The sequence below is a fragment of the Ancylobacter amanitiformis genome (genome assembly GCF_030814815.1).
GTDB classification, from domain to species: domain Bacteria; phylum Pseudomonadota; class Alphaproteobacteria; order Rhizobiales; family Xanthobacteraceae; genus Ancylobacter; species Ancylobacter amanitiformis.
Genome location: NZ_JAUSVR010000005.1, coordinates 139,091 through 165,147 on the forward strand (window position 1 = coordinate 139,091; position 26,057 = coordinate 165,147).

A 26,057-nucleotide genomic window follows, 5' to 3' on the forward strand; every position below is an offset into this window, starting at 1 on the left:
TACTCAGGATTATCTGTGAAATTATATATTTCACGTCAAATTTGTGAATATAGGCCATCGGGGCAAGCCGATCGTGCCGTATGCTGACCGCGGAGAAACGTCCATGCGCCTGTCGCGCCGCCTCGTGCTCACCACGACCCTCGCCGCCGCCCTGGCGCCGTTCATCCTTGCGGGCACCGGCCCGGCCCGCGCGCAGGGGGCGCCGAATTCGATCCTGAACGCCTCCTATGACGTCGCCCGCGAGCTGTTCGAGGCAGTCAACAAGGAGTTCGAGCCGGCCGAGAAGGCCAAGACCGGCAAGGACATCAAGGTCAACCAGAGCCATGCCGGCACCTCCAAGCAGGCGCGCTCCATCGTCGAGGGCCTGGAGGCCGACGTCGTCACCTTCAACCAGATCACCGACATCACCTTCCTCGTCGACAAGGGCTATGTCGCCAAGGACTGGCAGACCCGCCTGCCCAACGCCTCCTCGCCCTGGTATTCGTTCCCCGCCTTCCTGGTGCGCGCGGGCAACCCGAAGAACGTGAAGAACTGGGACGACCTGGTCCGCGACGACGTGAAGCTGGTCTTCCCGAACCCCAAGACCTCGGGCAATGCGCGCTACACCTATCTCGCCGCCTATGCCTATGCGCTGGAAAAGTTCAACGGCGACGAGGCCAAGGCCGACGCCTTCGTCAAGAAATTCCTCGCCAATGTCGTGGTGTTCGACACCGGCGGGCGCGGCGCCACCACCTCCTTCGTCGATCGCGAGCAGGGCGACGTGCTGATCACCTTCGAGGCCGAGGTCATCGGCGCCCGGGATGCCTACAAGGACAAGAAGCTGGAAGTCGTGGTGCCGCCGGTGAGCCTGCTCGCCGAATTCCCCGTCGCCGTGGTGGACAAGGTGGTCGACAAGCGCGGCTCGCGTGCCGTCGCCACCGACTATCTCACCTTCCTTTATTCGCCGGCCGGCCAGACGGTGGCCGCGCAGGCCAATAACCGGGTGGTCGACCCCAAGGTGGCCGAGGAATTCAAGGCCAAGTTCGCCCCCGTCCGCCTGGTCAAGGTCGAGGACGTGTTCGGCGGCTGGGACAAGGCGCAGAAGGTGCACTTCGCCTCGGGCGGCAAGCTCGACCAGCTGTTCGTCGCCCCCTGAGCCCCGCCGCGATCGGCCTTGCCGCGCGGCAGGCGCCGGGATGGTCCTGTTCGAACCCTGACTGGTTCCGGCAGATGCTCCAGTTTGGGGCGCTCGTGCCCAAACAGGGGCCCCCGGCATGAGCCCCATGGCCAATCCGGCACGATACCGGGCGAAACCGGCGCGTCGTGCTGGACATCTCATTGCCAATAGGTCATGGCCGGGATCGTACCCGGCCATCGCTTTTCAGGAATTCCGCCGTTGAACCGCGTCATCCCGGGCTATCCCCTCTCGCTCGGCATCACCCTGTTCTATCTCTGCCTCATCGTGCTGCTGCCGCTGGGCGCGCTGGTGTGGCAGGCGCTCGATGTCGGCTGGGAGCGCTATGTCGCCATAATGAGCGGCGCGCGTACCGCGAGCGCCTTCCGCGTGACGCTGACCACGGCCGCGCTCGCCACCCTGTTCAACGCCGTCTATGGACTCGCGCTGGCCTGGGTGCTGGTGCGCTACGAATTTCCCGGCCGGCGCTTCATCGATGCGCTGGTCGATGTGCCCTTCGCCCTGCCGACCGCCGTGGCGGGCCTCGCCCTCTCGGCGCTGTTCGTGAAGAATGGCTGGTTCGGCGCGCCGCTCGCCGCGCTCGGCATTTCGGTCGCCTATACCCCGCTCGGCATTGCCGCGGCGATGGCCTTCACCTCGATCCCCTTCGTCGTGCGCACGGTGCAGCCGGTGCTGGAGGATCTCGCCACCGATGTGGAGGAAGCGGCTGCCACGCTTGGCGCCTCCGACTGGCGCATCTTCGCGCGCATCATCTTCCCCGCGATCTTCCCGGCCTTCCTCACCGGCGCCTCGCTCGCCTTCGCCCGCTCGCTCGGCGAATTCGGCGCCATCATCTTCATCGCCGGCAACCTGCCGCTGAAGACCGAGGTCGTCTCGCTGCTCACCTTCATCCGCATCGAGGAATATGACTACCCCGCCGCCGCCGCGATCGCCTCGACGCTGCTCGGCCTTGCCTTCGTCCTGCTGTTCCTGGTCAACATGATCCAGCTCTGGCAGCAGCGCCGCATCGGCACGGGAGACTGAGGCGATGAGCGACCATTCCTCCCCGCAGCCGGCCGCTACCACGTCGAGCGCTACCACGTCGAGCGCTCCTTTTGGCGCCGTCTCGCACCCGCCGGCCCGCCGCATCCGGGTCGGCGACGGGCCGCGGACGCGGGCGCTGCTGATCGGCTCCGTGCTGTTCGTGACGGCGCTGGTTCTGGTGGTGCCGCTGCTGGCCATCTTCGCGGAGGCGCTGCGCCATGGCTGGGGCGCCTATCTCACCTCCTTCGCCGCGCCCGACACGCAATATGCGATGCTGCTGACCCTGTGCGTCGCGCTCATCGTGGTGCCGATCAATATCGGCTTCGGCATCGCCAGCGCCTGGTGCATCGCCAAGTTCCGCTTTCGCGGCCGCAACCTGCTGGTGGCGCTGGTGGAACTGCCCTTCTCCATCTCGCCGATCATCGCCGGCGTCGCCTATCTCTTCGTCTATGGCGCGCAGGGGCTGCTGGGGCCGTTCCTCGAAGCGCATGACATCAAGATCATGTTCGCCGTGCCCGGCATCGTGCTGGCGAGCCTGTTCGTCACCGCGCCCTTCGTGGCGCGCGAACTCATTCCGCTGATGATCGCCCAGGGGTCGGAGGAGGAAGAGGCGGCGGTGACGCTGGGGGCCGGCGGCTGGCGCATCCTGCGGCTCGTCACGCTGCCCAATGTGCGCTTCGCCCTGCTCTATGGCGCGGCGCTGTGCAATGCGCGGGTGATGGGCGAGTTCGGCGCGGTCTCGGTGGTTTCCGGCAATATTCGCGGCCAGACCAACACGCTGCCGCTGCAGATCGAACTTCTCTACCAGGACAATAACGCCATCGCCGCCTTCGCGGTGGCCACCGTGCTGACCGCCGTCGCGCTGGTGACACTGGTGGTGAAGGCCATCATCGAGCGGCTGGACGCGGCGCGGGTGAAGGCGCAGGGCCGGCCGGGGCACTGAGGGCTGCTTCCCTCTGGGGAGAGCGGTGAGGTGAGCGGGCACTATGCCCGGCAATCGTGTCGCCCCGCACCCCGCACCGACCTGCTTCGCGGGCCACCTCTCCCCAACGGGGAGAGGAAGAGTGCGAGGTCACTTATCCCGCAGCGCCTTCCACACCAGTTCGGCGGCGGCGAGGTCCTCGATCGCCGTGCCGACCGACTTGAACAGCGTGATCTCGTCCGCCCCGCCGCGGCCCGCCACGCGGCCGGCGGCCAGATCGAACAGGTCGCCCTGCACGCCGTCCGGCGCCAGAATGCCGGTGCGCAGCGGCACCACGATGTCGCCCGCTTCCTTGCCCGCCCCGGCGCGGGTGTCGACATAGACCCGCGCGCGGGCGATGGCCTCGTCATCCGCCTCGCGCATGGCGGGGGTGAAGCCGCCGACCAGATCGACATGCTGGCCCGGTTTCAGAAAACGCCCCTCGACCAGCGGATCGGGCGAGAGCGTGCCGGAGGTGACGATGTCCGCCTCCCCGATGGCCGCGCCGCGATCGGCCTCGGCCCGGGCCTCGAACCCTTCCGCGCGCAGCACCTGCGCCATCGCTTCCGCCCGGGCGAGGGTGCGGTTCCAGATGGTGATGGCGCGGATCGGCCGCACGCTGGCATGGGCGCGGGCGAGATAGGGGGCGAGCGATCCCGCGCCGATGACGGTGAGCCGGGTGGCATCCTCCCGCGCGAGATAGCGGGCGGCGAGAGCCGAGGCGGCCGCGGTGCGCCACAGCGTGAGCGCGCGCCCGTCCATCACCGCCAGCGGCAGGCCGGTGGCGGCGGAATTGAGCAGGAACAGCCCGGTCACGCTGTCGAGCCCGCGCCGGGCATTGCCGGGAAACACCGTCACCAGCTTGGTGCCCATCACGTCGTCCTCGCCGCCCTCCGCCGTCCAGGCGGGCATGAGCAGCAGCGTGCCCTCCTCGCCATTGGGCCGTTCGATGGCGTGGTGATGGCGCACCGGCACCACGATGCGGCGCCGGAAGGCGGCGTCCAGCGCGTCGATCAGAGCGGGAAAGGTGAGGAGCCCGGCGATCTCGTCGGCGGAAACGAAGCGCAAATCGGTCATGGACACGCCGGCAGGGAGAGACGGGAGGATCAGGCCGCGTGGCGGCGATCGGCGAGGGCCGGCGCCGAGGAAACGGCGGCGAGCGGAGGCCCCGCCGGGCGGGAAGGCGCGGTGCCCTCGCGCGCCGATACCACGGCGCGCAGCTCGTCCGCCTGCGTCCTCGCGCGGCGCGCCTCGCGCTCGTTGCGGCGGGCGGCGCGGCGATAGCGGCCCTGGCCGAGCCACACGCTGGCCCCGCCGATGACGACGCCGACGATCAGCGCGGCGAACACCACGAGGTAGAGCGGTGCCTCGATCGACCAGGCGCCACCGAACGGGTCGACGACGAGGCCGATCTTCTGCCGGTTCGCCACCGCCAGCATGACCAGCCCGAGCGAGATCGGCAGGACGATGAGAATCGTCACGATACGACGCAGCAGCACGCGGCACTCCCGGAAGGTTCGATCGTCGCCAGATTCCTCGATACAAGACCGATCGCGGCGAAACTATTCAAGGTCGACGCCATCATTAAGGCGCTCGCGCATTTCCTTGCCCGTCTTGAAATAGGGCACGGCCTTGCCGTCCACCGCCACATGCGCGCCGGTGCGCGGGTTGCGCCCGGTGCGGGCCGGACGGGCTTTCACCGAGAAAGCGCCGAAACCGCGCAGTTCGACCCGGTCGCCACGCGCCAGCGCCGCGACGATTTCATCGAGGATCGCGTTCACGATATTCTCGACGTCGCGCTGGTAGAGATGCGGATTCGCCTCGGCGATCCGCTGCACAAGTTCGGACTTGATCATCGACGCCCCGCCCCCTGATTGTGATCGGCTCGTCGGAATTCCAAAAACATCATATTTTGGAAACTCTTGGGCCCCGTCTAGCCGCCCCGAGGGTGCCAGAGGGCCAACAGACCGTCAAGGCGCGCCATGTCAGTCGCCTCGCTCGCCGAGCTCAGCACCGCATGGGTGAGATCCCCGAGCCCGATCAGCGACATAACCCGCACGGCCAGCGCGTGCAACCAGCCGAATTCATCCCCGGCACGGCCGGTGCGCCAATCCCGCACGGGAAGATCCCGGGAGACCCCGCGCTCGCGCGCCAGCCAGTCGCGCGCGGTGCGCTCGTCGCCCAGTTCATCCACCAGCCGCAGCGGCAGCGCCTGATGGGCGGTGAAGACCCGGCCGTCCGAGGCCTGCGCCAGCTTGTCGCCGGTCAGCAGCCGGCGCTCGGAGACCAGATCCCTGAACCAGTCATAGCTGTCGGTGACCAGCGAGCGCACCGCCGCGCGGGCGTCCTCGGTGGGCGGATCGAACATGTTGGGCGCCGCCTTCAGCGGGCTGGACTTGATCTCCTCATAGGAGATGCCGACCGTCTTCATCAGCCCGGCGAAATTGGGGAACTGGAAGATGACGCCGATGGAGCCCACCAGCGCGTTGCGCGGGGCGACGATATGGTCGGCGCCCATGGCGGCGATATAGGCGCCCGAGGCCGCCATGCCGTCCACCGCCGCGACGATCGGCATCTTCTGCGCCAGACGGCGCAGCCCGTCATAGAGCGCGGCGGAACCCACGACCGTGCCACCGGGGCTGTCGATGGAGAGGATCACGGCGCGCGCGCCGGAGCGGCCGATCGCCTCCAGCAGGTCGAGCCGCTCGCGCTCGTTGCGGATGATGCCGCCAATGGTGACGCGCGCCACATGCGGGGCGGAGCGCGGCAGCAGCGCGCCATCGCTCCACCAGGCGAACAGGCCGAAGCCGGCGCCGAGCAGCACGAGAAAGGCAAGGACGCGCCAGAAGGCCAGCTTGCGCCGCAACCGGCGCCGCACCAGCACCTCGTCGACCTCGATCGAGCCGTAGGCCATTGGCCCTCCTCCGGGTTCCAGGGGCCAAGGGGTAGCCGCCGGGGAGGATGGACGCAAGCGTGAGCACGGGTTGCGTGAGCGCGGGCGGGGCGCGCGACGGATGCCGCGACGCCGCCGCCGGAGCGCAGGCCTCAGCCGCCGTGCTTTTCGAGAAAGGCCTCGACGGACAGGGCGCGGAAATCCTCCAGCGCCGCGCGCAGCCGCGCGTGCTCCCAGTGCCACCAGCCGAGCGCGCGCAGGCGCTCGCCGAGCGCGGGCGAAAAGCGCGGCTTCACCGGCCGTGCCGGAACCCCGGCGACGATGGTGTAGGCCGGCACGTCCTTCGACACCACGGCGCCGGCCGCCACCACCGCACCGTCGCCCACCGTGCGGCCGGGCAGGATGATGGCGCCATGGCCGATCCACACATCATGGCCGATGGTGACGCCATGGGCGCGGCGCCACGCGAAGAAGCTGTCCTCGTCCTCGGCATCCTCGAAATAGGCCGAGGCGCGATAGGTGAAATGCGCCTGGCTGGCCCGATCCATCGGGTGATTGCCCGGGTTGATGCGGGTCATCGCGGCGATGGAGGTGAACTTGCCGATGCGCGCATGGGCGATGTCGGAATCATTCACCACATAGGAATAGTCGCCGAGTTCCACGTCCAGGAGCTTGGTGCGCGGGCCGATTTCGGTGTAGCGCCCGAGCGTCGAGCGGCTGACCTCGGCGGTGGGATCGATGGTGGGCGCGAGCCCCAGCCTGCGGCTCATGCGTCAGCCCCCGAACGGATAGCGGGCGACCAGGCGGAAGGGCCCGTCCTCCTGCCGATAGAGCGCGATCTCGCCGACGATCAGCGGCCCGTCGGCCCCGCTCATGGCGAAATGCTCGGCGAGTTCCGCCTCCGCCAGCGCCCGCTCCGCCGCCTCCAGCGGACCGGTCAGGGTCATATGGAAGCGGAACTCCTCCAGCACATAGGGGTAGCCCCAGCGGTCGAGATAATCGCGCTGGCGTGGCGTCAGGGGCGCGCGCTGGCGCTTCTCGCGCTCGGCCGCGTTCATCGGCGCGCGGAAGTCGTCGAAGGCGGCCACGGCGGCGGCGGCCAGCCGGTCGAGCGCGGCACAGGCCGAGGCGGTGCGGAGGGCGAGGAAGCGGCCGATCGTCGCGAGCTGGATCCCGGCGCAGGCAAAGCGCGCCCGCTCGGCGGCAAAGCGGGCGCAGGCGGCCCGCAAATCAGCCTCGACGCGCCCGCTCGCCAGCCGGAACGGCGCCTTCAGCGTGGCATGGAAACCGTAGCGGCGCGGCTCGGCGGTGATCTCGCGCCAGCGGGCCGCATCGAAGCGGCGCAGCGCCAGCGAGCCATCGGCCTCGCCGGTCTCGGCGTCATAGCCGATCACCGCCGCGCCGAAGCGCCAGAGCGGGCTCTGCGCCGGCGGAGCGTAATAGAGCGCGTAACGCGGCTCGATGGAACGGGTGCCGGATGACATGGCAGCCGGCTCAGAACACACGGCGGCCGGCGAGCATCACCTCGCCCACCGCCGGCGTGTCGTCAATCAGGCGGAAGCGCAGGAGATCGGCGCGCAGCCCCGGCGCCAGCCTTCCGCGATCGTCGAGCCGGGCGAGGCGCGCCGGCGCCGCGGTGACGAGCGCCAGCGCGGCGGGCAGGGCGAGCCCGGCGGTGCGGGTGAGCGCCAGCGCCGCCTGCAGCAGGCTTGCCGGGACATAATCGGAAGCGAGCGCGTCGAGCAGACCCTGCTGGGCGAGATCGCGCATCGACACGCCGCCCGAATGCGAGCCGCCGCGCACCACGTTCGGCGCGCCGCCGATCGTGGCGAGGCCGCTCGCCTTCGCGGCGCGCGCGGCTTCCAGCGTGGTCGGGAACTCGGAAATGCTGCAGCCGGCCGCCAGCGCCTCGTCGACATGGGCGGGAGTGGTGTCGTCATGGCTCGCCAGCACGATGCCGGACGCGGAGAACAGCGCGACCATCTTGTCGTAATTGCCGGCCACCGCGCCCTTGGCCCGCTCGATGCGGTCCGCCACCTCGGCGTCGATATCCGGCCCGCCCTTGCCGATGCCGGAGAGATACACTTTCAGATGCTCGACATTGCGCCACTGCCGCGTGCCGGGCGTGTGGTCCATCAGCGAGGCCAGTGACAGGTTGGGCCGGCCGAGCGCCGCATCGACCAGATCCGGCAAGCCGTGGTCGGTCAGTTCGCAGCGCAGGTGGATGCGGTGATCGACCCGGAACATGCCGCGCGTGGCGCCCTGCTCGACCGCATCCAGCATCACCTCGTAGAGCGCGCGCCGGTCGGCCTTGGCCTGATCGAAGCCGCCGGCGCAGATCGCGTCATAGACGGTCGTGACGCCCGAGCCGGCCATCTGCGCGTCATGCGCCAAGGCGGCGGCGCGCGCATCCGGCCAGATCACCTTGGGGCGCGGCACGAAATGGCCTTCCAGCGCGTCGGTATGCAGGTCGATCAGGCCCGGGGCGAGATAGTCGCCGTCGCAATCCACGGCGCCGGGCAGCTGCGAGCGGCCTTCGTCCAGCGCGCGAATGGTGCCGTTCTCATGCACCAGCGTGCCCTCGACGACACGGTCTTCGAGCACCAGGCGGACATTGGTCAGAATCGTTTCCATCGGCTCTTTCCCATTGGCGCCCGGCTCTCGCATGCGCGTGTGACGGTTCCGTGAAAGCTCTGCGGCAGATCACACCCCCAGTGCGCCACCATCCGAGCGGGGGTCGTGCGTGCCCTCCAGCCCGCCGCGCCCCGGATGCAGCACCACGGCCCCGGCATGGCCCATCATGTCGGCATAGGGTTGCGGGATGATCTCGATCTCGTGACCGGCGCGGGCCAGCTGGTCGGCGATGCCGCCATCGAAGGCGCCTTCCAGCTTCAGCGTCAGCGAGGGCGAACCCCAGCTGCGGCCGAGCAGCCAGCGCGGGCGGGCCACCGCGGCACCGAGCGGCGCACCGAACAGGGCATAGCGGCTCATGACCGCCGCGTTGGTCTGCGGCTGGCCCTCCCCGCCCATGCAGCCAAAGGCGACGACGCGCCCGTCCGCCAGCGCCGCCATGCCGGGATTGAGCGTGTGGAACGGCCGGCGGCCGGGTTCCAGCGGGTTCACCGCCCTCGGGTCGAGCGAGAAGGAGGTGCCGCGATTCTGCATCAGTACGCCGGTGGAGGGCAGCACGAGGCCGGAGCCGAACTCCCAGTAGATCGACTGGATATAGGAGACGACGAGCCCGCTCCTGTCCGCCGCGCCGAGCCAGATCGTATCGCCCGGCGCGGCCTTGTGCGGCCACGGCAGGGCGCGGCGGGCATCGATGGCGGCCACCTCGCGATCGATCGCCGCGTTGGTCAGGAAATCCGCGGGGTCGTGCGCCAGTTGCTCGAAATCCGTCACCACCCGGTCGCGCACCAGGAAGGCGCGCTTGGTGGCCTCGATCAGCCCGTGCACATGGGCGAAGCTCTCCGGCTCCTTCACGCCGAGCCGGTCGAAGATGGCGAGGATCATCAGCGTCGCCAGCCCCTGGGTCGGCGGGGGCGAGCCCCACAGTTCCAGCGTCGAGAGCTTCACATGCAGCGGCGCGCGGCGCACGGCGTGGAAGGCGGCGAGGTCCTCGCGCGTCACCGGGCTGCCGGCGCGCTCCAGATCGGCGGCGATCTCGCGGCCGATGTCGCCGCGGTAATAATCCTCCAGCCCGGCGCGGTAGAGCTGCTCCAGCGTGTCGGCCAGCCGCTCGAAGCGCTGCGCCGCGCCCACCTCGGGCACCGCGCCCTCGTCATCGAGAAAGTTGCGCGCGAAGCCGGGGACCGAGGCCAGTTCGTCCTTCTTCTCGGTGGTGAGCCGGTTCTGCGAGGCCGAGACCGGGAAGCCTGTGCGGGCATGGGCGATCGCCGGCTCCAGCAGCCGGCGCAGCGGCATCCTGCCGCCGAACGCCACGGCGGCCTCCAATGCGAGGCTCCAGCCGCCGATCTGGCCGGGCACGGTGAGCGCGGCGAGCGGGCCGCGCGCCGGCAGGGTCTCCTCATGGCCGTGCTCGCGGTAGAAGGCGGGGGTGGCCCGGGCACCGGCAAAGCCGGCGGCCTCGATATAGGCGACGCGGCCCCGGGGATCGCGGATCAGCCAGAAGCCGTCGCCGCCCAGCTGGTTCATGTGCGGATAGACCACGGCGATGGCGGCGGCGGCGGCGAGTGCCGCCTCGATGGCGTTGCCGCCCTCCTCCAGCACCGCGCGGCCGGCTTCCGTGGCCAGCCAGTGCGGCGTGGCAACCATGCCGGAACCCGCGCGCACGCTCTCGTGATCCGCTCCCCAACCCGCTCCCCAACCCGCTCCCGAAGGCATTCCCGAAGCCATGTGGATTCTCCCTGCTGGCGGACTCTTGGCGGGCTCTTGGCGGAAAACTTGACCCGCGCCGCCGGGCATAGCAGTTTGCGCCCCGCCGAAGTAGACGGATTGGGACGAGATGAGCACGGGCCGACGCATCCGCTGGGACCATGTGAGCACGGTGGTGAGCGCCGCCATCCTGCTTGGCGCCGAACTCATCGGCGCCGGACTGGCCGCCGGCTGGGCCATCGCCGCGCTGTTCAATGCCAGCTGGATGGTCGAGATCTTCTTCGAAGGCCTGTTCGGCCTTCTCGCGCTCTACGGCATCTATCGCTTCGTGATGAAGGCCAAATCCGTCGAGCCCTTCGTCGAAGGCTGAGCGCGGCGAATCATACCGCTCCTCGGGGATATGGCCACGACACGCGCCCGACGCCCGATCGTAGCGCCGTGCCTTCCCGCCAGCCGCCAGCCGCCAGCCGCCAGCCGCCAGCTTTACGTGCATGCGGATTTTACGGGCGTCCGGGAAAAAATCGACCCCAACCGCTTGCATATGACAGCGGAAATCCATACATCGCGTCCTGCCCAACATTCGCACGTGCCTGTGGTCGCGTGCCGATCGGCGGAAGTCCGGACAAGAGGCCGGAAAATCGCCAGTCAGATCGGTAGCCGGAGGCGAAACCGGCGCACCTCGCTCTCAGCGGGGAACGTGACTTGAAGCAACGACGTAGCGGGCTTTTTTAGTCTCTGTCGGCCCTCCAAAGGTCGGGAAACTGAAGAGGCACTACTTCTTGCCGGGCGTGCGGTCGGGTCTCCCGTACCAAGCGAAGGCATCGATCGAACGCTAGCGCTCTCCACACGCGCAAGCGATCGCATTGCTGCCACGGCTCCATTCCATCCGGCCCTGCGGCATGTGTCGCGTGGCCGGCGAACGGGTGCGCATTCCCGCCACGCGCGCGGCTCATTGACGCCGCTTGCGGGTGTTCGCATCCACTTGGGTTGAAGCTTCGGGTCCTTGGGGATTGCCATGACCGACCGTATTCGCGAATTCCTGCGCACTCGACGCGAGGATGGTCCCTGCGTCGTCGTCGATCTCGATGTGGTGCGCGCCAATTATGCCGCCTTCGCCCGGGCCCTGCCGGACACCCGCGTGTTCTACGCGGTGAAGGCCAACCCGGACGTGGCCGTGCTCAACGCGCTGGCCGAGATGGGCTCGTGCTTCGACTGCGCCTCGGTCAACGAGATCCTGATGGTTCTCGCCACCGGCGCCACCGCCGACCGCATTTCCTTCGGCAACACGATCAAGAAGGAGCGCGACATCGCGCGGGCCTTCGAGCTCGGCGTGCGCCTGTTCGCGGTCGACAGCGTCGAGGAAGTCGAGAAGGTGGCCCGCGTCGCCGCCGGCGCGAAGGTGTTCTGCCGCATCCTGTGCGACGGGGCCGGCGCCGAATGGCCGCTCTCGCGCAAGTTCGGCTGCGAGCCGGACATGGCCGTCGACGTGCTGGAACACGCCCACCGCCTCGGCCTCGAGGCGCATGGCATTTCCTTCCATGTCGGTTCGCAGCAGAAGAATGTCGACGCTTGGGATTCGGCGCTGGCCTCGGCGAGCGCCATCTTCGCCGCCTGCGCGCAGCGTGGGTTCACGCTGTCGCTGGTCAATCTCGGTGGTGGTTTCCCGGCTAAGTACCTGCAGGACGTGCCGGCCGCCGAGGCGTATGGCGAGGCGATCTTCCGTGCCCTGTCGCGGCACTTCGGCAACACGATCCCGCAGACCATCATCGAGCCGGGCCGCGGCATGGTCGGCGCGGCCGGGCTGATCGAGGCGGAAGTCGTGCTGATCTCGAAGAAGTCCGACACCGACACGATGCGCTGGGTCTATCTCGACATCGGCAAGTTCGGCGGCCTCGCCGAGACCATGGACGAGGCCATCCGCTACCCCATCCGCACGCCCCGTGACGGCGACGCGATGGAGCCCTGCGTGCTCGCCGGCCCGACCTGCGATTCGGCCGACGTGATGTACGAGAGGACCCCGGTCCTGCTGCCGGTGTCGCTCGCCATCGGCGACAAGGTGCTCATCGAAGCCACCGGCGCCTACACCACCACCTATTCGGCGGTGGCGTTCAACGGTTTCGAACCGCTCCGATCCTATGTGATCTGAACGGGCCGGGACCCGGCTCCACGTCATCCCGGACACCGCCCGCGCGGCAAGCCGGAATCGAAACAGACCGGAATCGAGACAAACCGGAATCGGGACCAACCGGAATGGCCCGGGCGACATGCGCGCAAGCGGATGCCGCCCGCTATCGGGCCTTCCTTCCGGCTCGATGCCGCGCTCCGGCCGGGATGACGGCTCACGCCCCTTCACAATTCCTTTTCACCTCTTTTGCCCGGCTGGACCGGGTGTTGGAGGCCGCCATGGAACTCGCCGTCACCGATTTCGCCGCGTCCGCGCTGGCACATGCCACCCCCGTCACCGTGAAGGACTTCACCGGTCCCGCGCCGGCGATCACGCTGGAGACGCCGGCCGACCTCGCCCAGCGCGAGGCGCTGCTGGACCTCGCCTTCGGCCGCGCCGCGCGTCTGGCCAAGACCAGCGAGCGCCTGCGCGAAGGGCGCAAGCCCGCCGATGGCCTCGCCTTTGCCGCCCATGGGGCGGACGGGCGCGTGGTCGGCACGCTGCGGCTGTGGCACGTGGCGGCGGGTCCGGCCCGGCCGGCACTGCTGCTCGGCCCGCTCGCCGTGCATCCCTGGTTCCGCGACCGGGGCCTCGGCAAGGCGATGATGGCGACGGCGATCCTTGAGGCCACCCGCCTCGGCCATGGCGCCATCCTGCTGGTGGGCGACGCGCCCTATTACGCGCGCTTCGGCTTCGATGTGGCGCTGACGGACGGCCTGTGGCTGCCCGGCGCGTTCGATCGCCGCCGCTTCCTCGGGCTGGAACTGCGCTCCGGCGCGCTGGACGGCGCGCGTGGCCTCGTCAGCCCGACCGGTGCACCGGTCGAGGTGCCGAGCCTGAGCGAACTGGTGGCGCGCGAGACCGCCGGCGGCCTCAGGCGCTCCGCGTAGCAAGGCGCGTCTCCCGCTCCGGGTGAGGGCTGGGCGAGGGGTTCCATCGCGTCGCGATCCCGGAACCCCTCCCCGAGCCGCGTCGCGGGGCCCTCTCCCCCGGGGAGAGGATCCGGTATCAGACATTCCCCTCGGAGGGGCGGCGTGGGTTTTGCGGGTTCTCCTGTCCGGGATCGAGCCCGCTTCCAGACCCCCGCCCCTCCGCCCCCACGGACGGGATGGGGTCGAGCATCGCGAGGTTTCCCGCCGGCCCTGCGCCGGGCGGTCAGAACTCGACGTCGAGCTCCTCCATCTCGTCCGGCTCCTCGCGCGCGTCGGCGCTCCACGCCTCCATCGCCGGCAGCGCGAGAATGGCCTCGCAATAGCCCCGCGTGAGCGGATCGAGCGTCACGTCATAGGTGGTGAAGCGCGAGCAGACCGGCGCATACATGGCATCCGCCATGGTCGGCGCGGACCCGAACAGATAGGGCCCGCCATAGGTCGTCAGGCAATCGCGCCAGATGGTCAGGATGTGCTCGATATCGGCCTGCGCGCCGGTCCACACCTTGAAGCCGGGATGGCGGGCCTTGATGTTCATCGGCAGCGCCGATCGCAGGTTGGCGAAGCCGGAATGCATTTCGCCCGAGATCGAGCGGCAATGCGATCGCGTTGCCCGATCCTTGGGCAGAAGCCCGGCTTCCGGCATCAATTCGTGCAGGTATTCAGCAATGGCCAGCGTGTCCCACACCCTGAGCCCGTCATGATCAAGGCGCGGCACGAGAAAGGACGAGGATTGCAGCAGCAGTTCCGCCCGGATCGAGGGATCATCCGCGGAGAGCCGGACCTCCTCGACGTCGAGCCCGGCCAGCCGGCACAGAAGGTACCCGCGCAGCGACCACGAGGAGTAGTTCTTGCTGGAAATGGTGAGGGTGGCGGGGGACGCCGTCGGCCCCGCGGCCGGCCCGGACGCGGCAGCCGCACCCTTGGCGGCCGCACCCTTGGCAGCCGCGCCCTTGGCGGCGCTCCCTCTCGAGGTTCTGGCGCGCGTCGTTCCCGGCCCGGTGGCGGAGGCGGATTTGGCGGTGGGCGCGGGCATGGGCGTGCGTCCTGTATGATCGGCGGCGAGGATGGTCGTGCGACGGACCAGCGCCCCGCGACGGGCGAGATTGCAGCGGGGGCGACGGTCCAACGAAAGACAGGCAGGGGCCAAACACTATTCGTGCCATCCCCGATCCGGCACGGCCCGCCTTCCGGCGGGTCCCGCACGCGACACGGCACGCCCCTTGCCCTTGGATACCCCAGCGATGCCGCGCCGCCCGCCGCTTCTCCGGCGCGGCACCATCGCGCACGTGGCGGGACGAGACGACCGTTACGTGACATTCTCCTCCGGCCGCCGGCCGGCAACCGTCGCACGGGCGGCCCGTCACGCCGCCACCGAGAGCCGCCGCCGATGATCTATGCCGCGTATCAGGCCCAGACCGACCTCTTCGATCCGTTTCGCACCATGGCGCGGATGTCGCGGCGGTTCCTCGACACCGCCATGGCCGGAAACCGGATGTCCGGCTTCGGGGAAAGCGCGTTGCTGCGCAACCTTTCCGCCGCCTGCGAGATGGTCGAGCGCTCCGGCCTCAGCCATGCCCGGCCCGCCTTCGACATCGCGAGCGTCATGGTCGGCAATCGCGAGGTGGCGGTGGTCGAGGAGGTGGCGCTGGCGCTGCCCTTCGGCACGCTGCTGCATTTCGCCAAGGACCTCGACCAGCCGCAGCCGCGCATCCTGGTGGTGGCCCCGCTCTCGGGCCATTTCGCCACGCTGCTGATCGACACGGTGCGCACCCTGCTGCCGGAGAACGACGTCTACGTCACCGACTGGGCCAATGCGCGCGACGTGCCGCTCTCGGCCGGCGGCTTCGGCTTCGACGGCTATGTCGAGCACGTCATCCGCTTTCTGGAAGCCATCGGGCCGGGCGCCCACGCGCTGGCGGTGTGCCAGCCCTGCGTGCAGGTGCTCGCCGCCACGGCGGTGATGGCGCAGAACGACAACCCGGCCACTCCCCTGTCCATCACGCTGATGGCGGGGCCGGTGGATACCCGCGTCAACCCGACCAAGGTGAACGAACTCGCCACCTCCAAGCCGCTCGACTGGTTCGAGCAGAACCTCATCGCCACCGTGCCGCCCGGCTTTGCCGGTTCCGGCCGGCGGGTCTATCCCGGCTTCGTGCAGGTCGGCGCCTTCCTCGCGATGAACATGGACCGCCATGTGAAGGCGCATGTCGAACTGTTCGAGAACCTCGCCATGGGCGAGCACGAGAAGGCGCACACCACCAAGACGTTCTACGACGAGTATTTCGCCGTGTTGGACCTTGCCGCCGAGTTCTATCTGGAGACCATCCGCATCGTATTCCAGGAGCACGACCTGCCGCGCGGCGTGCTCACCTATCAGGGCGAGCCAGTCGACTTCCGCGCCATCCGCCGCACCGCGCTGCTCACCGTGGAAGGCGAGCGCGACGATATCTGCGCGGTCGGCCAGACGGTGGCGGCGCAGGACATCTGCGCGAGCTTGCGCCCGCATCTGCGGCGCCACCACATGCAGGCGGGCGTCGGCCATTATGGCGTGTTCAGCGGCCGCCGCTGGAAGGGCCAGGTCTATCCGCTGGTGCGCAGCCACATCCTCGCCAGCGACGGCTGAGGCCCCGGGCGGCGTGACCGGGAAGGATCGGGCGGGGCTTGATGACCGGGGCTTGACGACCGGGTCTTGACGACCGGGCGGCTCGCCCCGTCACTCCCCCGTCACCATTGACGCGGCAGGCTGCGGTGCCCATGGTGCGGCCGCACGTTTATGTCCCGCGGAGCTACGTTTTCCCAGTCAAAGGAGTCCCCCCGAGAATGTCAGTCTGGCCTGTCTATGGAAAAATCGACGGTCCCATCGTGATGATCGGCTTCGGCTCGATCGGTCGTGGCACCCTGCCGCTGCTGGAGCGGCATTTCGATTTCGACAAGGAGCGCCTGACCGTCATCGATCCGGTGGACGACCATCGCGCCCTGCTGGATGAGCGCGGCATAGCTTTCCTGCAACTGGCCATCACCCGGGAAAACTACCGCGAGATCCTGACACCCCTGCTCACTTCCGGCGGGCGCGGCTTCGTGGTGAACCTCTCGGTCGATACCGGCTCGGTCGACCTGATGATGCTCGCCCGCGAATGCGGCGCCCTCTATATCGACACGGTGGTCGAGCCGTGGCTCGGCTTCTATTTCGACAAGGACGCCACGCCCGCCAGCCGCTCCAATTACGCGCTGCGCGAATCCATGCTCAAGGCCAAGCGCGCCCAGCCGGGCGGGCCGACGGCGGTATCGTGCTGCGGCGCCAATCCCGGCATGGTGTCCTGGTTCGTCAAGCAGGCACTCGTCAACCTCGCCCACGACACCGGCCTCGCATTCGAGGAGCCGGCCAGCCGCGAGGGCTGGGCGGAATTGATGAGCCGGCTCGGCGTCAAGGGCCTGCACATCGCCGAGCGCGACACCCAGCGCGCGCGCGACCCGCGCCCGTTCGGCACCTTCGTCAACACCTGGTCGGTCGAGGGCTTCGTCTCGGAAGGCCTGCAGCCGGCCGAGCTGGGCTGGGGCACCCATGAGAAATGGATGCCGGCCAACGGCCACACCCATAATTTCGGCGCCGGCTCGGCGATCTACCTGATGCAGCCCGGTGCCGCCACCAAGGTACGCACCTGGTGCCCGAGCCTCGGCGCCCAGCACGGCTTCCTGGTGACGCATAACGAGTCGATCTCGATTGCCGACTATTTCACCGTGCGCAACGGCGCGCAGGTGAGCTTCCGCCCGACCTGCCACTATGCCTACCATCCCTGCAACGACGCGCTGGTGTCGTGGCATGAGCTGTTCGGCAATGAGGGCAGGTTCTCCGGCGACTGGACCATTCTCGACGAGCACGAGATCGTCGACGGGCGCGACGAACTGGGCGTGCTGCTCTATGGCCACGCGAAGAATGCCTATTGGTTCGGCTCGCAGCTCACCATCCAGGAGGCGCGCAACCTCGCCCCCTACCAGACCGCGACCGGCCTTCAGGTGACGTCCGCCGTGCTGGCCGGCATGGTGTGGGCGCTGGAGAACCCGGAGGCCGGCATCGTCGAGACCGACGAGATGGATTATCGCCGCTGCCTCGATATCCAGAAGCCCTATCTCGGCACGGTGGCGGGCTACTACACCGACTGGACGCCGCTGGACGGCCGGCCGGGCCTGTTCCCCGAGGAACTCGACGAGACCGATCCCTGGCAGTTCCGCAACATCCTGGTGCGGTGAGCGGATCGCCCGAAGCCAAAGACGACGCGGCCGGGCATGTCCCGGCCGTTTTATAGGGGATGCCGGCGGGCTTTTCCCTCTGGCGCACCGGCACCGCGCGCCTAAGTAAGCGAGCAGCATTCCTCGCCCGCCCGGAGCCCCCATGAGCGCCCCCGTGACCGATCTCTCCGCCTTCCCGATCGCCAGCCGCTGGCCGGCCGCCCATCCCGAAAGGCTGCAGCTCTATTCCTTCCCCACGCCCAATGGCGTGAAAGTGTCCATCATGCTGGAGGAGACCGGGCTGCCCTATGAGGCGCACACGGTCAACATTATGAGGGACGAGAGCTGGACGGGCGACTTCCTCGCGCTCAACCCCAATGGCAAGATTCCGGCGATCCTCGATCCCGATGGCCCGGGCGGCCAGCCGCTGGCGCTGTTCGAATCCGGCGCCATCCTGCTCTATCTCGCGGAGAAGACCGGGAAATTCCTGCCCGCCGACCCCGCGGCGCGCTACCAGACCATCCAGTGGGTGATGTGGCAGATGGCGGCCATCGGGCCGATGTTCGGCCAGGTCGGCTTCTTCCACAAATTCGCCGGCGCGGCCTATGAGGACAAGCGTCCGCGCGACCGCTACGTCACGGAAGCCAAGCGCCTGCTCGGCCTGCTGGAGCACCGGCTGGAGGGCCGCGACTGGATCATGGGCGCGGATTACACCATTGCCGACATCGCCACGCTCGGCTGGGTGCGCAATCTTGTCGGCTTCTACGGCGCGGGCGAACTGGTCGATTATGCCGCGCTGACCCATGTGCCGGCCTGGCTGGCGCGCGGGCTCGATCGCCCCGCCGTGCAGCGCGGGCTGGAAATCCCCGCGCGCGCCTGACGCGTATAAGCGATGCCGCCGGCGTGGTGGCATGAAGGCTGGATTCGCCTATAAGCGGGCGACAGCGACAGGTCGGGACCGAAGATGAACCAGAACATGACGCCCCCCGGTGTGCGCTCCACCTCGCACCTGCCGGCCGGCCATCCGCCGGTGAAATTCGGCAAGATCGGCGTGCTGATCGTCAATCTCGGCACGCCCGACGGCACCGATTACTGGTCGATGCGGCGCTATCTCAAGGAGTTCCTCTCCGATCGGCGGGTGATCGAGGTCAACCGCGTCCTGTGGTGGTTCATTCTCAACGTCATCATCCTGTCGCGGCGGCCGCAGGCCAAGGGCAAGGACTACGCGACGATCTGGAACACGGAGCGCAACGAGGGACCGCTGCGCACCATCACCCGTGCGCAGTCGGAGAAGCTCGACGCGGCGCTGGGCCCGCTTTCCGACCGGCTCGTGTTCGACTGGGCGATGCGTTACGGCAACCCGTCCATCGCCTCGCGCATCGCGGCGCTGCAGGCACAGGGCTGCGAGCGCCTGCTGCTGGTGCCGCTCTATCCCCAATATGCCGCCGCCACCTCGGCCACCGTGTGCGATGCCGCCTTCGACGCGCTGAAGAAAATGCGCTGGCAGCCGGTGCTGCGCGTTGCCCCGCACTGGCCGGACGAGCCGGCCTATATCGAAGGCATCGCCAATTCGATCCGCTCCTCGCTCGCCACGCTGGACTGGGAGCCGGAGCTGGTGCTCGCCTCCTTCCACGGCATCCCGAAGGAATATTTCGAGAAGGGCGACCCCTATCATTGCTATTGCTACCAGACCACGCGGCTGGTGCGCGAGGCGCTCGGCTGGCCGGAGGGCAAGCTCCGCCTCACCTTCCAGTCGCGCTTCGGCAAGGCGGAGTGGCTGCAGCCCTATACCGACAAGACGGTGGAGGCACTGGCGCAGTCCGGCGTGAAGCGGCTCGCCGTCATCACCCCCGGCTTCGTGGCCGATTGCCTGGAGACGCTGGAGGAGATCGCCGGCGAGAATGCCGAGATCTTCCACCATAGCGGCGGCGAGAAGTTCCACTTCATCCCCTGCCTCAACGACACGCCGGACGGCATCAAGGTGCTGGAAGCGGTGGTCCGCCGCGAGCTGAAGGGCTGGGTGGAGCTGTAGGGTCCGCGGCGCGGCGCCCCTCGCCTCGACCGATCGCCGGCATGAACGCGGTGCGGATGTTGCGCGACAGGCGCCAGTACCCTCCCGGCCGATACGGGCGGCGCGGCGTTCCTTTCATCGCGAAACCGAACGTGTTTTGCGCCTCACGGTCCCCTCCGCAATGAGAGGACGGCATACGGCCCCGACACCGGGCCGGAATGTCGCGCAAGGAGGATCGCCGTGCCGGATATTTCCGCCCGCAGCCCGATGCAGAAGATGCTCGCCGGCGAACTCTACCACGCCGCCGATCCGGAGATCGTCGCCGCGCAGGCAGCCGCCTTCGCCTGGATGGCGCGCTATAATGGCGCCCTCGGCGCGCCGCAGGCGGAGCGCGATGCGCTCCTGCGGGAACGGCTGGGCGCGGTGGGCGAGGGCGCGGTGATCCGCCCGCCCTTCCATTGCGACTACGGTTTCAACATCAGGCTCGGGGCCGGCGCCTTTCTCAACTTCAACTGCGTGGTGCTCGACGTGGTGGAGGTGAGCATCGGCGAGGGCACGCAGATCGGCCCCATGGTGCAGATCTACACCGCCGACCATCCGCGCGATGCCGCCACGCGCCGCACCGGGCTGGAATTCGGCCGCCCGGTGCGGATCGGCCGCCATGTGTGGATCGGCGGCGGCGCCATCCTCCTGCCGGGCATCACCATTGGCGACGACGCCGTGATCGGCGCCGGCGCGGTGGTGACGAAGGATGTCCCCCCGGGCGCCACCGCGCTCGGCAATCCCGCGCGCCTGCGCGGGTGACGGGCCGGCTCAGTCGTCGTCGCCGCTATGGGTGTAGCGGTCGGTGAAGGCGAGCACCGCGTAGGCCGCGAGAAAGATCACGCTTGCCGCCATCAGCCAGCGCACCTGCGTCTCGCTCACATCGAGTTCCAGCCGCATCAGCGCCTTGAGCAGGGTGATGGCGGCGATCGACATCAGCGAGGCGAACAGCTTGAGCTTGAGCCCGGAAAAGCTGATCCGCGTCATCCAGGCCGGCGAATCCGGGGCGTGCCGGCGGTCGATCTTCTCGACGAAATTCTCGTAGCCGGACTGGATCACGATCACGATCAGCCCGCCGACCAGCACGAGGTCGAGCAGGGTCAGCAGTTCCATGATCACGGCGGTCTCGCTCATCGTGGTGATCTGGAGCGCGAAGCTCCACAGCCGCAACGCGAAGGCGATGACCAGCAGCACGAGGCCGATGGCGAGGCCGACAAAGAGCGGCACCATCGCCCAGCGACTCACCAGCACGACCCGCACGATGAGGCGCGCGAGAGAACCCGAATCCGTGCGTGGCATGAACGTCCCCCTCAATGCCGAACCGCGGCGCAAGCTGGCGTCACTTAGAGCGTTTTCGAGCGAAGTGGATACCGGTTCGCGTCAAGACAGCGCGCAATTTCAACAAGCTGAAGCATTTCCTCGATTCCGTGAAACGGGAAATGCTGCAGGCCCGTTCGCGGCCGGTTCCGCAACCCGGCAGCGCCATGCCATTGGCGGCCGATCGCTCTCGCCCGGCTTGCAGGGAAGGGAACCCCGCGCCGCCGGGCCCGTTGCCCTCGACAGAGGAAAACGGAGAACCTGCCCATGGCCCAGCCCAACGCTCCCCAGCCCAACGCGCCCCATTTCGCCAGCCCGCCGCGCAGCCCCGAGCCGGGCGGGCCGGATATCCCCGCGCCGGCCGAATCCCCGGATAGCCCACCGACCCCCCTCGAGGATCCCGACCAGCCCGATACCGGGCCCGACATCCCCCCGCCGGGCCGCGGCGATCCGGACATCCTGCCGGGCAACGTGCCGCAGGAACTGCCGCCCGACAGCCTGCCGCCGCCGGTCGAAGCGCCGCCGCAGATCTAGAGCATTTTCGAGCGAAGTGGATTCCGGTTCGCGTGAAGAAAATGCGTCGGAACAATAAGTTAGAACTATTCCGGTGAACCGAACGCGCCGGAAACCGTTCGAGCCGCCCAAAACGAAACGGCCGGCGTGTCACCACGCCGGCCGTCCCTATCTGTCAACCGTCAGGGGGCGGAGGCCAAGGGCCCGCGCCGCTCCCTCAGTCGGCCTTCTCGGACGCCTTCTTGAGCGCGGCGCCCAGGATGTCGCCGAGCGAAGCGCCCGAATCCTGCGAACCGAACTGCGCCACGGCTTCCTTCTCTTCGGCGATTTCCAGCGCCTTGATCGACACCTGGACCTTGCGGGCCTTGCGGTCGAACAGGATGACGCGGGCGTCGAACTTCTCGCCGACCGCGAAGCGATCGGGGCGCTGGTCGCCGCGGTCGCGGGCCAGTTCCGAGCGCTTCACGAAGGTCGTCAGGTCGGAACCGGCGATCTTCACGTCCACGCCGCCTTCCTTCACGTCGAGCACTTCGCAGGTGACGATCGCACCCTTGCGGATCTCGCCGGAATCCTGGAAGGGGTCGCCGGCGAGCTGCTTCACGCCGAGCGAGATGCGCTCCTTCTCGACATCCACGTCGAGAACGACCGCCTTGATCACGTCGCCCTTCTTGAACTCGTCGATGACCTGCTCGCCCGGACGGTTCCAGTCGAGGTCCGAGAGGTGGACCATGCCGTCGACATCGCCATCGAGACCCAGGAACAGGCCGAACTCGGTCTTGTTCTTGACCTCGCCCTCGACGGTGGCGCCCGAGGGATACTTCTCGGCGAAGGCTTCCCAGGGGTTCTGCAGGGTCTGCTTGAGGCCCAGCGAGATGCGGCGCTTGACCGGATCGACCTCGAGGATCGCCACTTCCACTTCCTGCGAGGTGGCGACGATCTTGCCCGGGTGGACGTTCTTCTTGGTCCAGCTCATCTCGGAAACGTGAATGAGGCCCTCGATCCCCGGCTCCAGCTCGACGAACGCGCCGTAGTCGGTGATGTTGGTGACGCGACCCTTGAAGCGCGCGCCGACCGGGTACTTGGCCTCGATGCCCTCCCACGGATCGCCGAGCAGCTGCTTCATGCCGAGCGAGATGCGGTGGGTCTCGTGGTTGATCTTGATGATCTTCACCTTGACCGTCTGGCCGATATTCAGCACTTCGGTCGGGTGGTTCACGCGGCGCCAGGCGATGTCGGTGACATGCAGCAGGCCGTCAATGCCGCCGAGGTCGACGAACGCACCGTAATCGGTGATGTTCTTGACCACGCCGTCAATGACCTGACCTTCTTCGAGGTTCTGCACCAGCTCGTGACGCTGCTCGGCGCGGGTCTCTTCGAGAACCGTGCGGCGCGAGACGACGATGTTGCCGCGGCGGCGATCCATCTTGAGGATCTGGAACGGCTGCGGGTTGTGCATCAGCGGGCCGACGTCGCGGATCGGGCGGATATCGACCTGCGAACGCGGCAGGAAGGCCACGGCGCCGTCGAGATCGACGGTGAAGCCGCCCTTCACCTGGTTGAAGATCACGCCGGTGACCTTCTCGGTGGCGTTGAACGCCTTCTCGAGACGGACCCAGCTCTCTTCGCGGCGGGCCTTGTCGCGCGACAGGACGGCTTCGCCGAGCGCGTTCTCGACGCGCTCCAGATAGACTTCAACCTCGTCGCCGACCTTGATGACCTGGTCGCGGCCGGGGCCGGCAAATTCCTTCAGCGCCACACGGCCTTCGGTCTTGAGGCCGATATCGATGATCGCGAGATCCTTCTCGATCGCGACCACGATACCCTTGACGACCGCGCCTTCGGCCGGCTCGGCAAGGGTGAAGCTTTCTTCGAGCAGCGCGGCGAAATCTTCGCGCGCGGAACTCAGGGTTTGAGCTGCGGACATTAATACTCCTGATCGCCACGGCGCCGGTACGGGGTTGATAATCGTTCCCTTCACCGCGGGCATCGGGACATGGCGCTTCCCGCTGCAACCTCTCGCGAAGCCCGGCGCATTGGCCGCGGCGTCAGGAACGTGGTCTTCGAGGCACCCGGACCCCGACGCCGGCCGAAAACGGCACGGCCATCCTGGAATTCCGGATCGAATAGGCGGATGTGTTCGATAGCGGCGGGGCGGGCTGCCTCCATGCCTGCGGCGACGCGGTTCCCGCTTCGCCGGCCCTCCCCTCGGCCGCGTCACCCTGACGGGCGCTCGGACGCGCGTTGCCTTAGCGCAAGATGCGCCCAAGAGCAAGATGTGGACTCGGCGCGCGGGCCAGACGCGCAACGTCGATAGGTGGCGACAGGAGGTATTTAAATATGGTAAACAGAACTTGCTCGATCGGGAGAACGTCCCTCGCCGAAGGAAGTGAAACGGCGCGAGAAACCCGATTGCAGCGGATTTCTTTATGATTTTGCTGCATTCTTGCCGTGAGGGAGCTTGCGCGAACGGCAATTGCCGAGGTCCGCGTGGGGGGGAAGGCGGGTTCCCGCCGCAAAGCCGAGGGAACGCTCCGGGTGCGTCGGTGGCGCGTGGTCATTGAGGCAATGCTGATCGTGGCCGCAGGAATGCTGCTGCCACTGGCGCTTGCCTTTTTTCTGTCCTGGCGCGTATCCATCAACGCGCAGCAGGACCGCGTCGATCTGCTGGCCAGCGAGGCCGTCGCGCAGGCGCTGTCCGTGTTTGCCGACGCGCGCGCCACGCTGCACGCGGCAACCGAGACCGAGCTGCCACCCTGCTCGCCGCAACATATCGCCCTCCTGCGCGACCTCATGGCGAATTCGCTGGCGGCCGACAATCTCGCCTATGTGGACGACGACCTCGTGCGCTGCACCGCCTGGGGGCCCATCACACGGCCGATTCAAGGCGCGCCGGTGCATGCCTGGCTTCCGGACGGCATCGGTCTCAGCGTCAATTTCGCCGGCACCATCCTGCGCCGCTGGCCGGTAATGGTGATCAAGCTCGGCAAGCACAGCGTGCTGGTCGCGCAGGTACGCTTCGTGCTCCAGCCGACCGACCCGGACGCGCGGGTCGAAGTGATCGCGCCAAGCGGCATCGCGCTCGTCACCGCCCCGCGAAAGGCCGGCGAGGCGGAGAGGGAGCCGCCCCGCGCGGGGGACCTCGTCGCCAGTCGCGAAGCGGAAGGCTGGAAGGTGACCGTCCGCCTGCCGAGGCCCAGCTTCTCCCAGCAGCTGGATGCCACGAAGTACCTGCTGCTCAGCGTCACCGTTCCCCTCGCGGTGCTGTTCGGAGGCATCGCCTGCTGGCTGATGCGACGCCGGCTGTCGCCGCGCGGCGAACTGGAACTGGCCGTGCGCCAGCATGAATTCGTCGTGCACTACCAGCCGATCATCGAATTGGCGACCTCTCGCTGCATCGGCGCGGAGGCGTTGGTGCGCTGGCGCCGGCCCGACGGAACGCTGGTGGGACCCGACCTGTTCATACCGCTGGCCGAGTATACCGGCTTCATCGAGCCGATCACCGATCAGGTGCTGGAAGCCGTGGTCGCCGATCTCGGCGACTTGCTGCGCAACGACCGCCGCCAGCACATTTCCATCAATGTGGGAGCCGCCGACATAAGCTCGGGGCGTATCCTGGCCGCGCTTGATGACAAGCTCGCCCGTACCGCCATCGAGCCGCAGCAGATCTGGGTGGAGGCGACGGAGCGGAGCTTCGTCGACATCGAGGGCGCGCGGGTCACGCTCGCCGAGCTGCACCGGCGCGGTCACATGACCGCGATCGACGATTTCGGCACCGGCTATTCCAGCCTGCAATATCTCCAGCGCCTGCCGGTCGACGCGCTGAAGATCGACAAGAGCTTCATCGAGGCGGTGGGCACCGACGCCCCCACCCGGCACGTGACCGACCATATCATCGCCATGGCGCGCGAACTGATGCTGCAGATCGTCGCCGAAGGCGTCGAGACCGAGGCCCAGGCCGACTATCTGCGCCGGCAGAAGGTGGGCTTCGCGCAAGGATGGCTGTTTTCCCCCGCCCTGCCGGCACAGGAATACATCGCCTTCTGCCGCGCCAATCGCGCCGCCCATGGCGTCCCGGAGGTCCCTCCGGCCTTCACCATCGCCTGAACGGCAGAGCCATGCCGTCGCGGCGCGGCGCGCGTTCCTTCAAGCTCCTCACCGCCTCAGGCAGGCGCGCAGCACGGCCGCGACGCCGAACAGCAGGGCGGTTCCAGCGATCCCCGCCGTCACCACCCCGGCGGGCGTGACGCGCGCGCTGGCCTGGAAGGTCGCGAATCGGCCAAGCCTCGCCTCGAACACCGCCTTTATCTCCTCGGGATGAGCGGGAGCGGGCTCCCGGACCGGCGGCGCGGTGGAGAGGGGGGAAAGCGGGCTGGTCGCCATTGAGCTGTCTCCGAATGGACGCCCGCGAGTTTAGGCGTACCCGGCCGCCGCCGGCAATGAAGGGTTCGGCGGCATAGGACAGACA

General features: G+C 68.3%; 25 protein-coding genes. 13 read left to right on the forward strand and 12 right to left on the reverse strand.

All coding sequences use genetic code 11. The features are described from left to right. Positions 1-103: 103 nt before the first annotated feature. From cysP to cysW, 3 genes are all read left to right on the forward strand, one after another. Positions 104-1,135 carry a thiosulfate ABC transporter substrate-binding protein CysP gene (gene cysP / locus QOZ99_RS09870; RefSeq protein ID WP_306889802.1) on the forward strand — a complete coding sequence of 344 codons (1,032 nt, stop codon included), beginning with the start codon at positions 104-106 and terminating at the stop codon, positions 1,133-1,135. 240 nt (positions 1,136-1,375) lie between these two features. Further along, a complete protein-coding gene (gene cysT / locus QOZ99_RS09875) occupies positions 1,376-2,197 on the forward strand; it encodes a sulfate ABC transporter permease subunit CysT (protein ID WP_306889803.1) in 822 nt (273 codons plus the stop codon). 4 nt (positions 2,198-2,201) lie between these two features. Then, on the forward strand, positions 2,202-3,140 hold the full coding sequence (gene cysW, locus QOZ99_RS09880) for a sulfate ABC transporter permease subunit CysW (protein WP_306889804.1): 939 nt from the start codon (positions 2,202-2,204) through the stop codon (positions 3,138-3,140). A gap of 129 nt (positions 3,141-3,269) precedes the next feature. Here cysW and lhpI read toward each other — a convergent pair whose 3' ends face one another. From lhpI to QOZ99_RS09920, 8 genes are all read right to left on the reverse strand, one after another. Beyond that, positions 3,270-4,235 carry a bifunctional Delta(1)-pyrroline-2-carboxylate/Delta(1)-piperideine-2-carboxylate reductase gene (lhpI, locus tag QOZ99_RS09885; protein WP_306889806.1) on the reverse strand — a complete coding sequence of 322 codons (966 nt, stop codon included), beginning with the start codon at positions 4,233-4,235 and terminating at the stop codon, positions 3,270-3,272. 29 nt (positions 4,236-4,264) lie between these two features. Beyond that, positions 4,265-4,657 carry a lipopolysaccharide assembly protein LapA domain-containing protein gene (locus tag QOZ99_RS09890; protein WP_306889807.1) on the reverse strand — a complete coding sequence of 131 codons (393 nt, stop codon included), beginning with the start codon at positions 4,655-4,657 and terminating at the stop codon, positions 4,265-4,267. Positions 4,658-4,720: 63 nt separating this feature from the next. Next, complete coding sequence (gene ihfB / locus QOZ99_RS09895) at positions 4,721-5,014, reverse strand: integration host factor subunit beta (RefSeq protein WP_183188827.1); 294 nt, start codon at positions 5,012-5,014, stop codon at positions 4,721-4,723. 77 nt (positions 5,015-5,091) lie between these two features. Further along, a complete protein-coding gene (sppA, locus tag QOZ99_RS09900; protein ID WP_306889808.1) occupies positions 5,092-6,072 on the reverse strand; it encodes a signal peptide peptidase SppA in 981 nt (326 codons plus the stop codon). 131 nt (positions 6,073-6,203) lie between these two features. Next, a complete protein-coding gene (locus QOZ99_RS09905; protein ID WP_306889809.1) occupies positions 6,204-6,821 on the reverse strand; it encodes a DapH/DapD/GlmU-related protein in 618 nt (205 codons plus the stop codon). Between the two features lie 3 nt (positions 6,822-6,824). Continuing rightward, positions 6,825-7,535 (reverse strand): DUF1045 domain-containing protein, encoded by a 711-nt coding sequence (locus QOZ99_RS09910; protein WP_306889810.1) that lies wholly within the window; start codon positions 7,533-7,535, stop codon positions 6,825-6,827. Between the two features lie 10 nt (positions 7,536-7,545). Next, on the reverse strand, positions 7,546-8,685 hold the full coding sequence (locus QOZ99_RS09915) for an alpha-D-ribose 1-methylphosphonate 5-triphosphate diphosphatase (protein ID WP_306889811.1): 1,140 nt from the start codon (positions 8,683-8,685) through the stop codon (positions 7,546-7,548). Positions 8,686-8,754: 69 nt separating this feature from the next. Beyond that, positions 8,755-10,326: a gamma-glutamyltransferase family protein gene (locus tag QOZ99_RS09920; protein WP_306889938.1), complete on the reverse strand. Its 1,572-nt coding sequence runs from the start codon at positions 10,324-10,326 to the stop codon at positions 8,755-8,757. A 190-nt stretch (positions 10,327-10,516) separates the two neighbouring features. On the opposite strand from QOZ99_RS09920, the gene QOZ99_RS09925 reads away from it, so the two are divergent. The 3 genes from QOZ99_RS09925 (at position 10,517) to QOZ99_RS09935 (ending at position 13,440) form a co-directional block, all read left to right on the forward strand. Then, complete coding sequence (locus QOZ99_RS09925; protein WP_183188822.1) at positions 10,517-10,756, forward strand: hypothetical protein; 240 nt, start codon at positions 10,517-10,519, stop codon at positions 10,754-10,756. 639 nt (positions 10,757-11,395) lie between these two features. Then, entirely contained in the window at positions 11,396-12,532 is a 1,137-nt protein-coding gene (locus QOZ99_RS09930; protein ID WP_306889939.1) for a type III PLP-dependent enzyme, read from the forward strand. Positions 12,533-12,789: 257 nt separating this feature from the next. After that, positions 12,790-13,440, forward strand: a complete 651-nt coding sequence (locus tag QOZ99_RS09935; RefSeq protein ID WP_306889812.1) for a GNAT family N-acetyltransferase — start codon at positions 12,790-12,792, stop codon at positions 13,438-13,440. Positions 13,441-13,705: 265 nt separating this feature from the next. On the opposite strand, the gene QOZ99_RS09940 is transcribed toward QOZ99_RS09935, so the two are convergent. Further along, positions 13,706-14,515, reverse strand: a complete 810-nt coding sequence (locus tag QOZ99_RS09940; protein ID WP_306889813.1) for a glutathione S-transferase family protein — start codon at positions 14,513-14,515, stop codon at positions 13,706-13,708. Between the two features lie 354 nt (positions 14,516-14,869). Here QOZ99_RS09940 and QOZ99_RS09945 point away from each other — a divergent pair, with 354 nt between their 5' ends. The 5 genes from QOZ99_RS09945 to QOZ99_RS09965 all read left to right on the forward strand — a co-directional run bounded on the left by QOZ99_RS09945 (position 14,870) and on the right by QOZ99_RS09965 (position 20,524). After that, the gene (locus tag QOZ99_RS09945; protein WP_306889814.1) at positions 14,870-16,105 is read left to right on the forward strand and encodes a polyhydroxyalkanoate depolymerase; all 1,236 of its coding nucleotides are present in this window, start codon (positions 14,870-14,872) and stop codon (positions 16,103-16,105) included. A gap of 197 nt (positions 16,106-16,302) precedes the next feature. Beyond that, entirely contained in the window at positions 16,303-17,730 is a 1,428-nt protein-coding gene (locus tag QOZ99_RS09950; protein WP_306889815.1) for a homospermidine synthase, read from the forward strand. A 154-nt stretch (positions 17,731-17,884) separates the two neighbouring features. Next, a complete protein-coding gene (locus tag QOZ99_RS09955) occupies positions 17,885-18,589 on the forward strand; it encodes a glutathione S-transferase N-terminal domain-containing protein (RefSeq protein WP_306889940.1) in 705 nt (234 codons plus the stop codon). A gap of 96 nt (positions 18,590-18,685) precedes the next feature. After that, on the forward strand, positions 18,686-19,741 hold the full coding sequence (hemH, locus tag QOZ99_RS09960; protein ID WP_306889816.1) for a ferrochelatase: 1,056 nt from the start codon (positions 18,686-18,688) through the stop codon (positions 19,739-19,741). Between the two features lie 246 nt (positions 19,742-19,987). Continuing rightward, complete coding sequence (locus QOZ99_RS09965) at positions 19,988-20,524, forward strand: sugar O-acetyltransferase (protein WP_306889941.1); 537 nt, start codon at positions 19,988-19,990, stop codon at positions 20,522-20,524. A 9-nt stretch (positions 20,525-20,533) separates the two neighbouring features. Here the strand turns inward: QOZ99_RS09965 and QOZ99_RS09970 are convergent, their stop codons facing one another. After that, positions 20,534-21,061, reverse strand: coding sequence for a YqhA family protein (locus QOZ99_RS09970; RefSeq protein ID WP_306889817.1), 528 nt, complete (start codon positions 21,059-21,061; stop codon positions 20,534-20,536). A gap of 285 nt (positions 21,062-21,346) precedes the next feature. On the opposite strand from QOZ99_RS09970, the gene QOZ99_RS09975 reads away from it, so the two are divergent. After that, positions 21,347-21,613 (forward strand): hypothetical protein, encoded by a 267-nt coding sequence (locus QOZ99_RS09975; protein WP_306889818.1) that lies wholly within the window; start codon positions 21,347-21,349, stop codon positions 21,611-21,613. 196 nt (positions 21,614-21,809) lie between these two features. Here QOZ99_RS09975 and rpsA read toward each other — a convergent pair whose 3' ends face one another. Beyond that, entirely contained in the window at positions 21,810-23,516 is a 1,707-nt protein-coding gene (gene rpsA / locus QOZ99_RS09980) for a 30S ribosomal protein S1 (protein WP_183188814.1), read from the reverse strand. Between the two features lie 650 nt (positions 23,517-24,166). Here rpsA and QOZ99_RS09985 point away from each other — a divergent pair. Continuing rightward, complete coding sequence (locus tag QOZ99_RS09985) at positions 24,167-25,696, forward strand: EAL domain-containing protein (protein ID WP_306889819.1); 1,530 nt, start codon at positions 24,167-24,169, stop codon at positions 25,694-25,696. A gap of 48 nt (positions 25,697-25,744) precedes the next feature. Here QOZ99_RS09985 and QOZ99_RS09990 read toward each other — a convergent pair whose 3' ends face one another. Next, the gene (locus tag QOZ99_RS09990; RefSeq protein WP_306889820.1) at positions 25,745-25,972 is read right to left on the reverse strand and encodes a hypothetical protein; all 228 of its coding nucleotides are present in this window, start codon (positions 25,970-25,972) and stop codon (positions 25,745-25,747) included. Positions 25,973-26,057 lie beyond the last annotated feature (85 nt).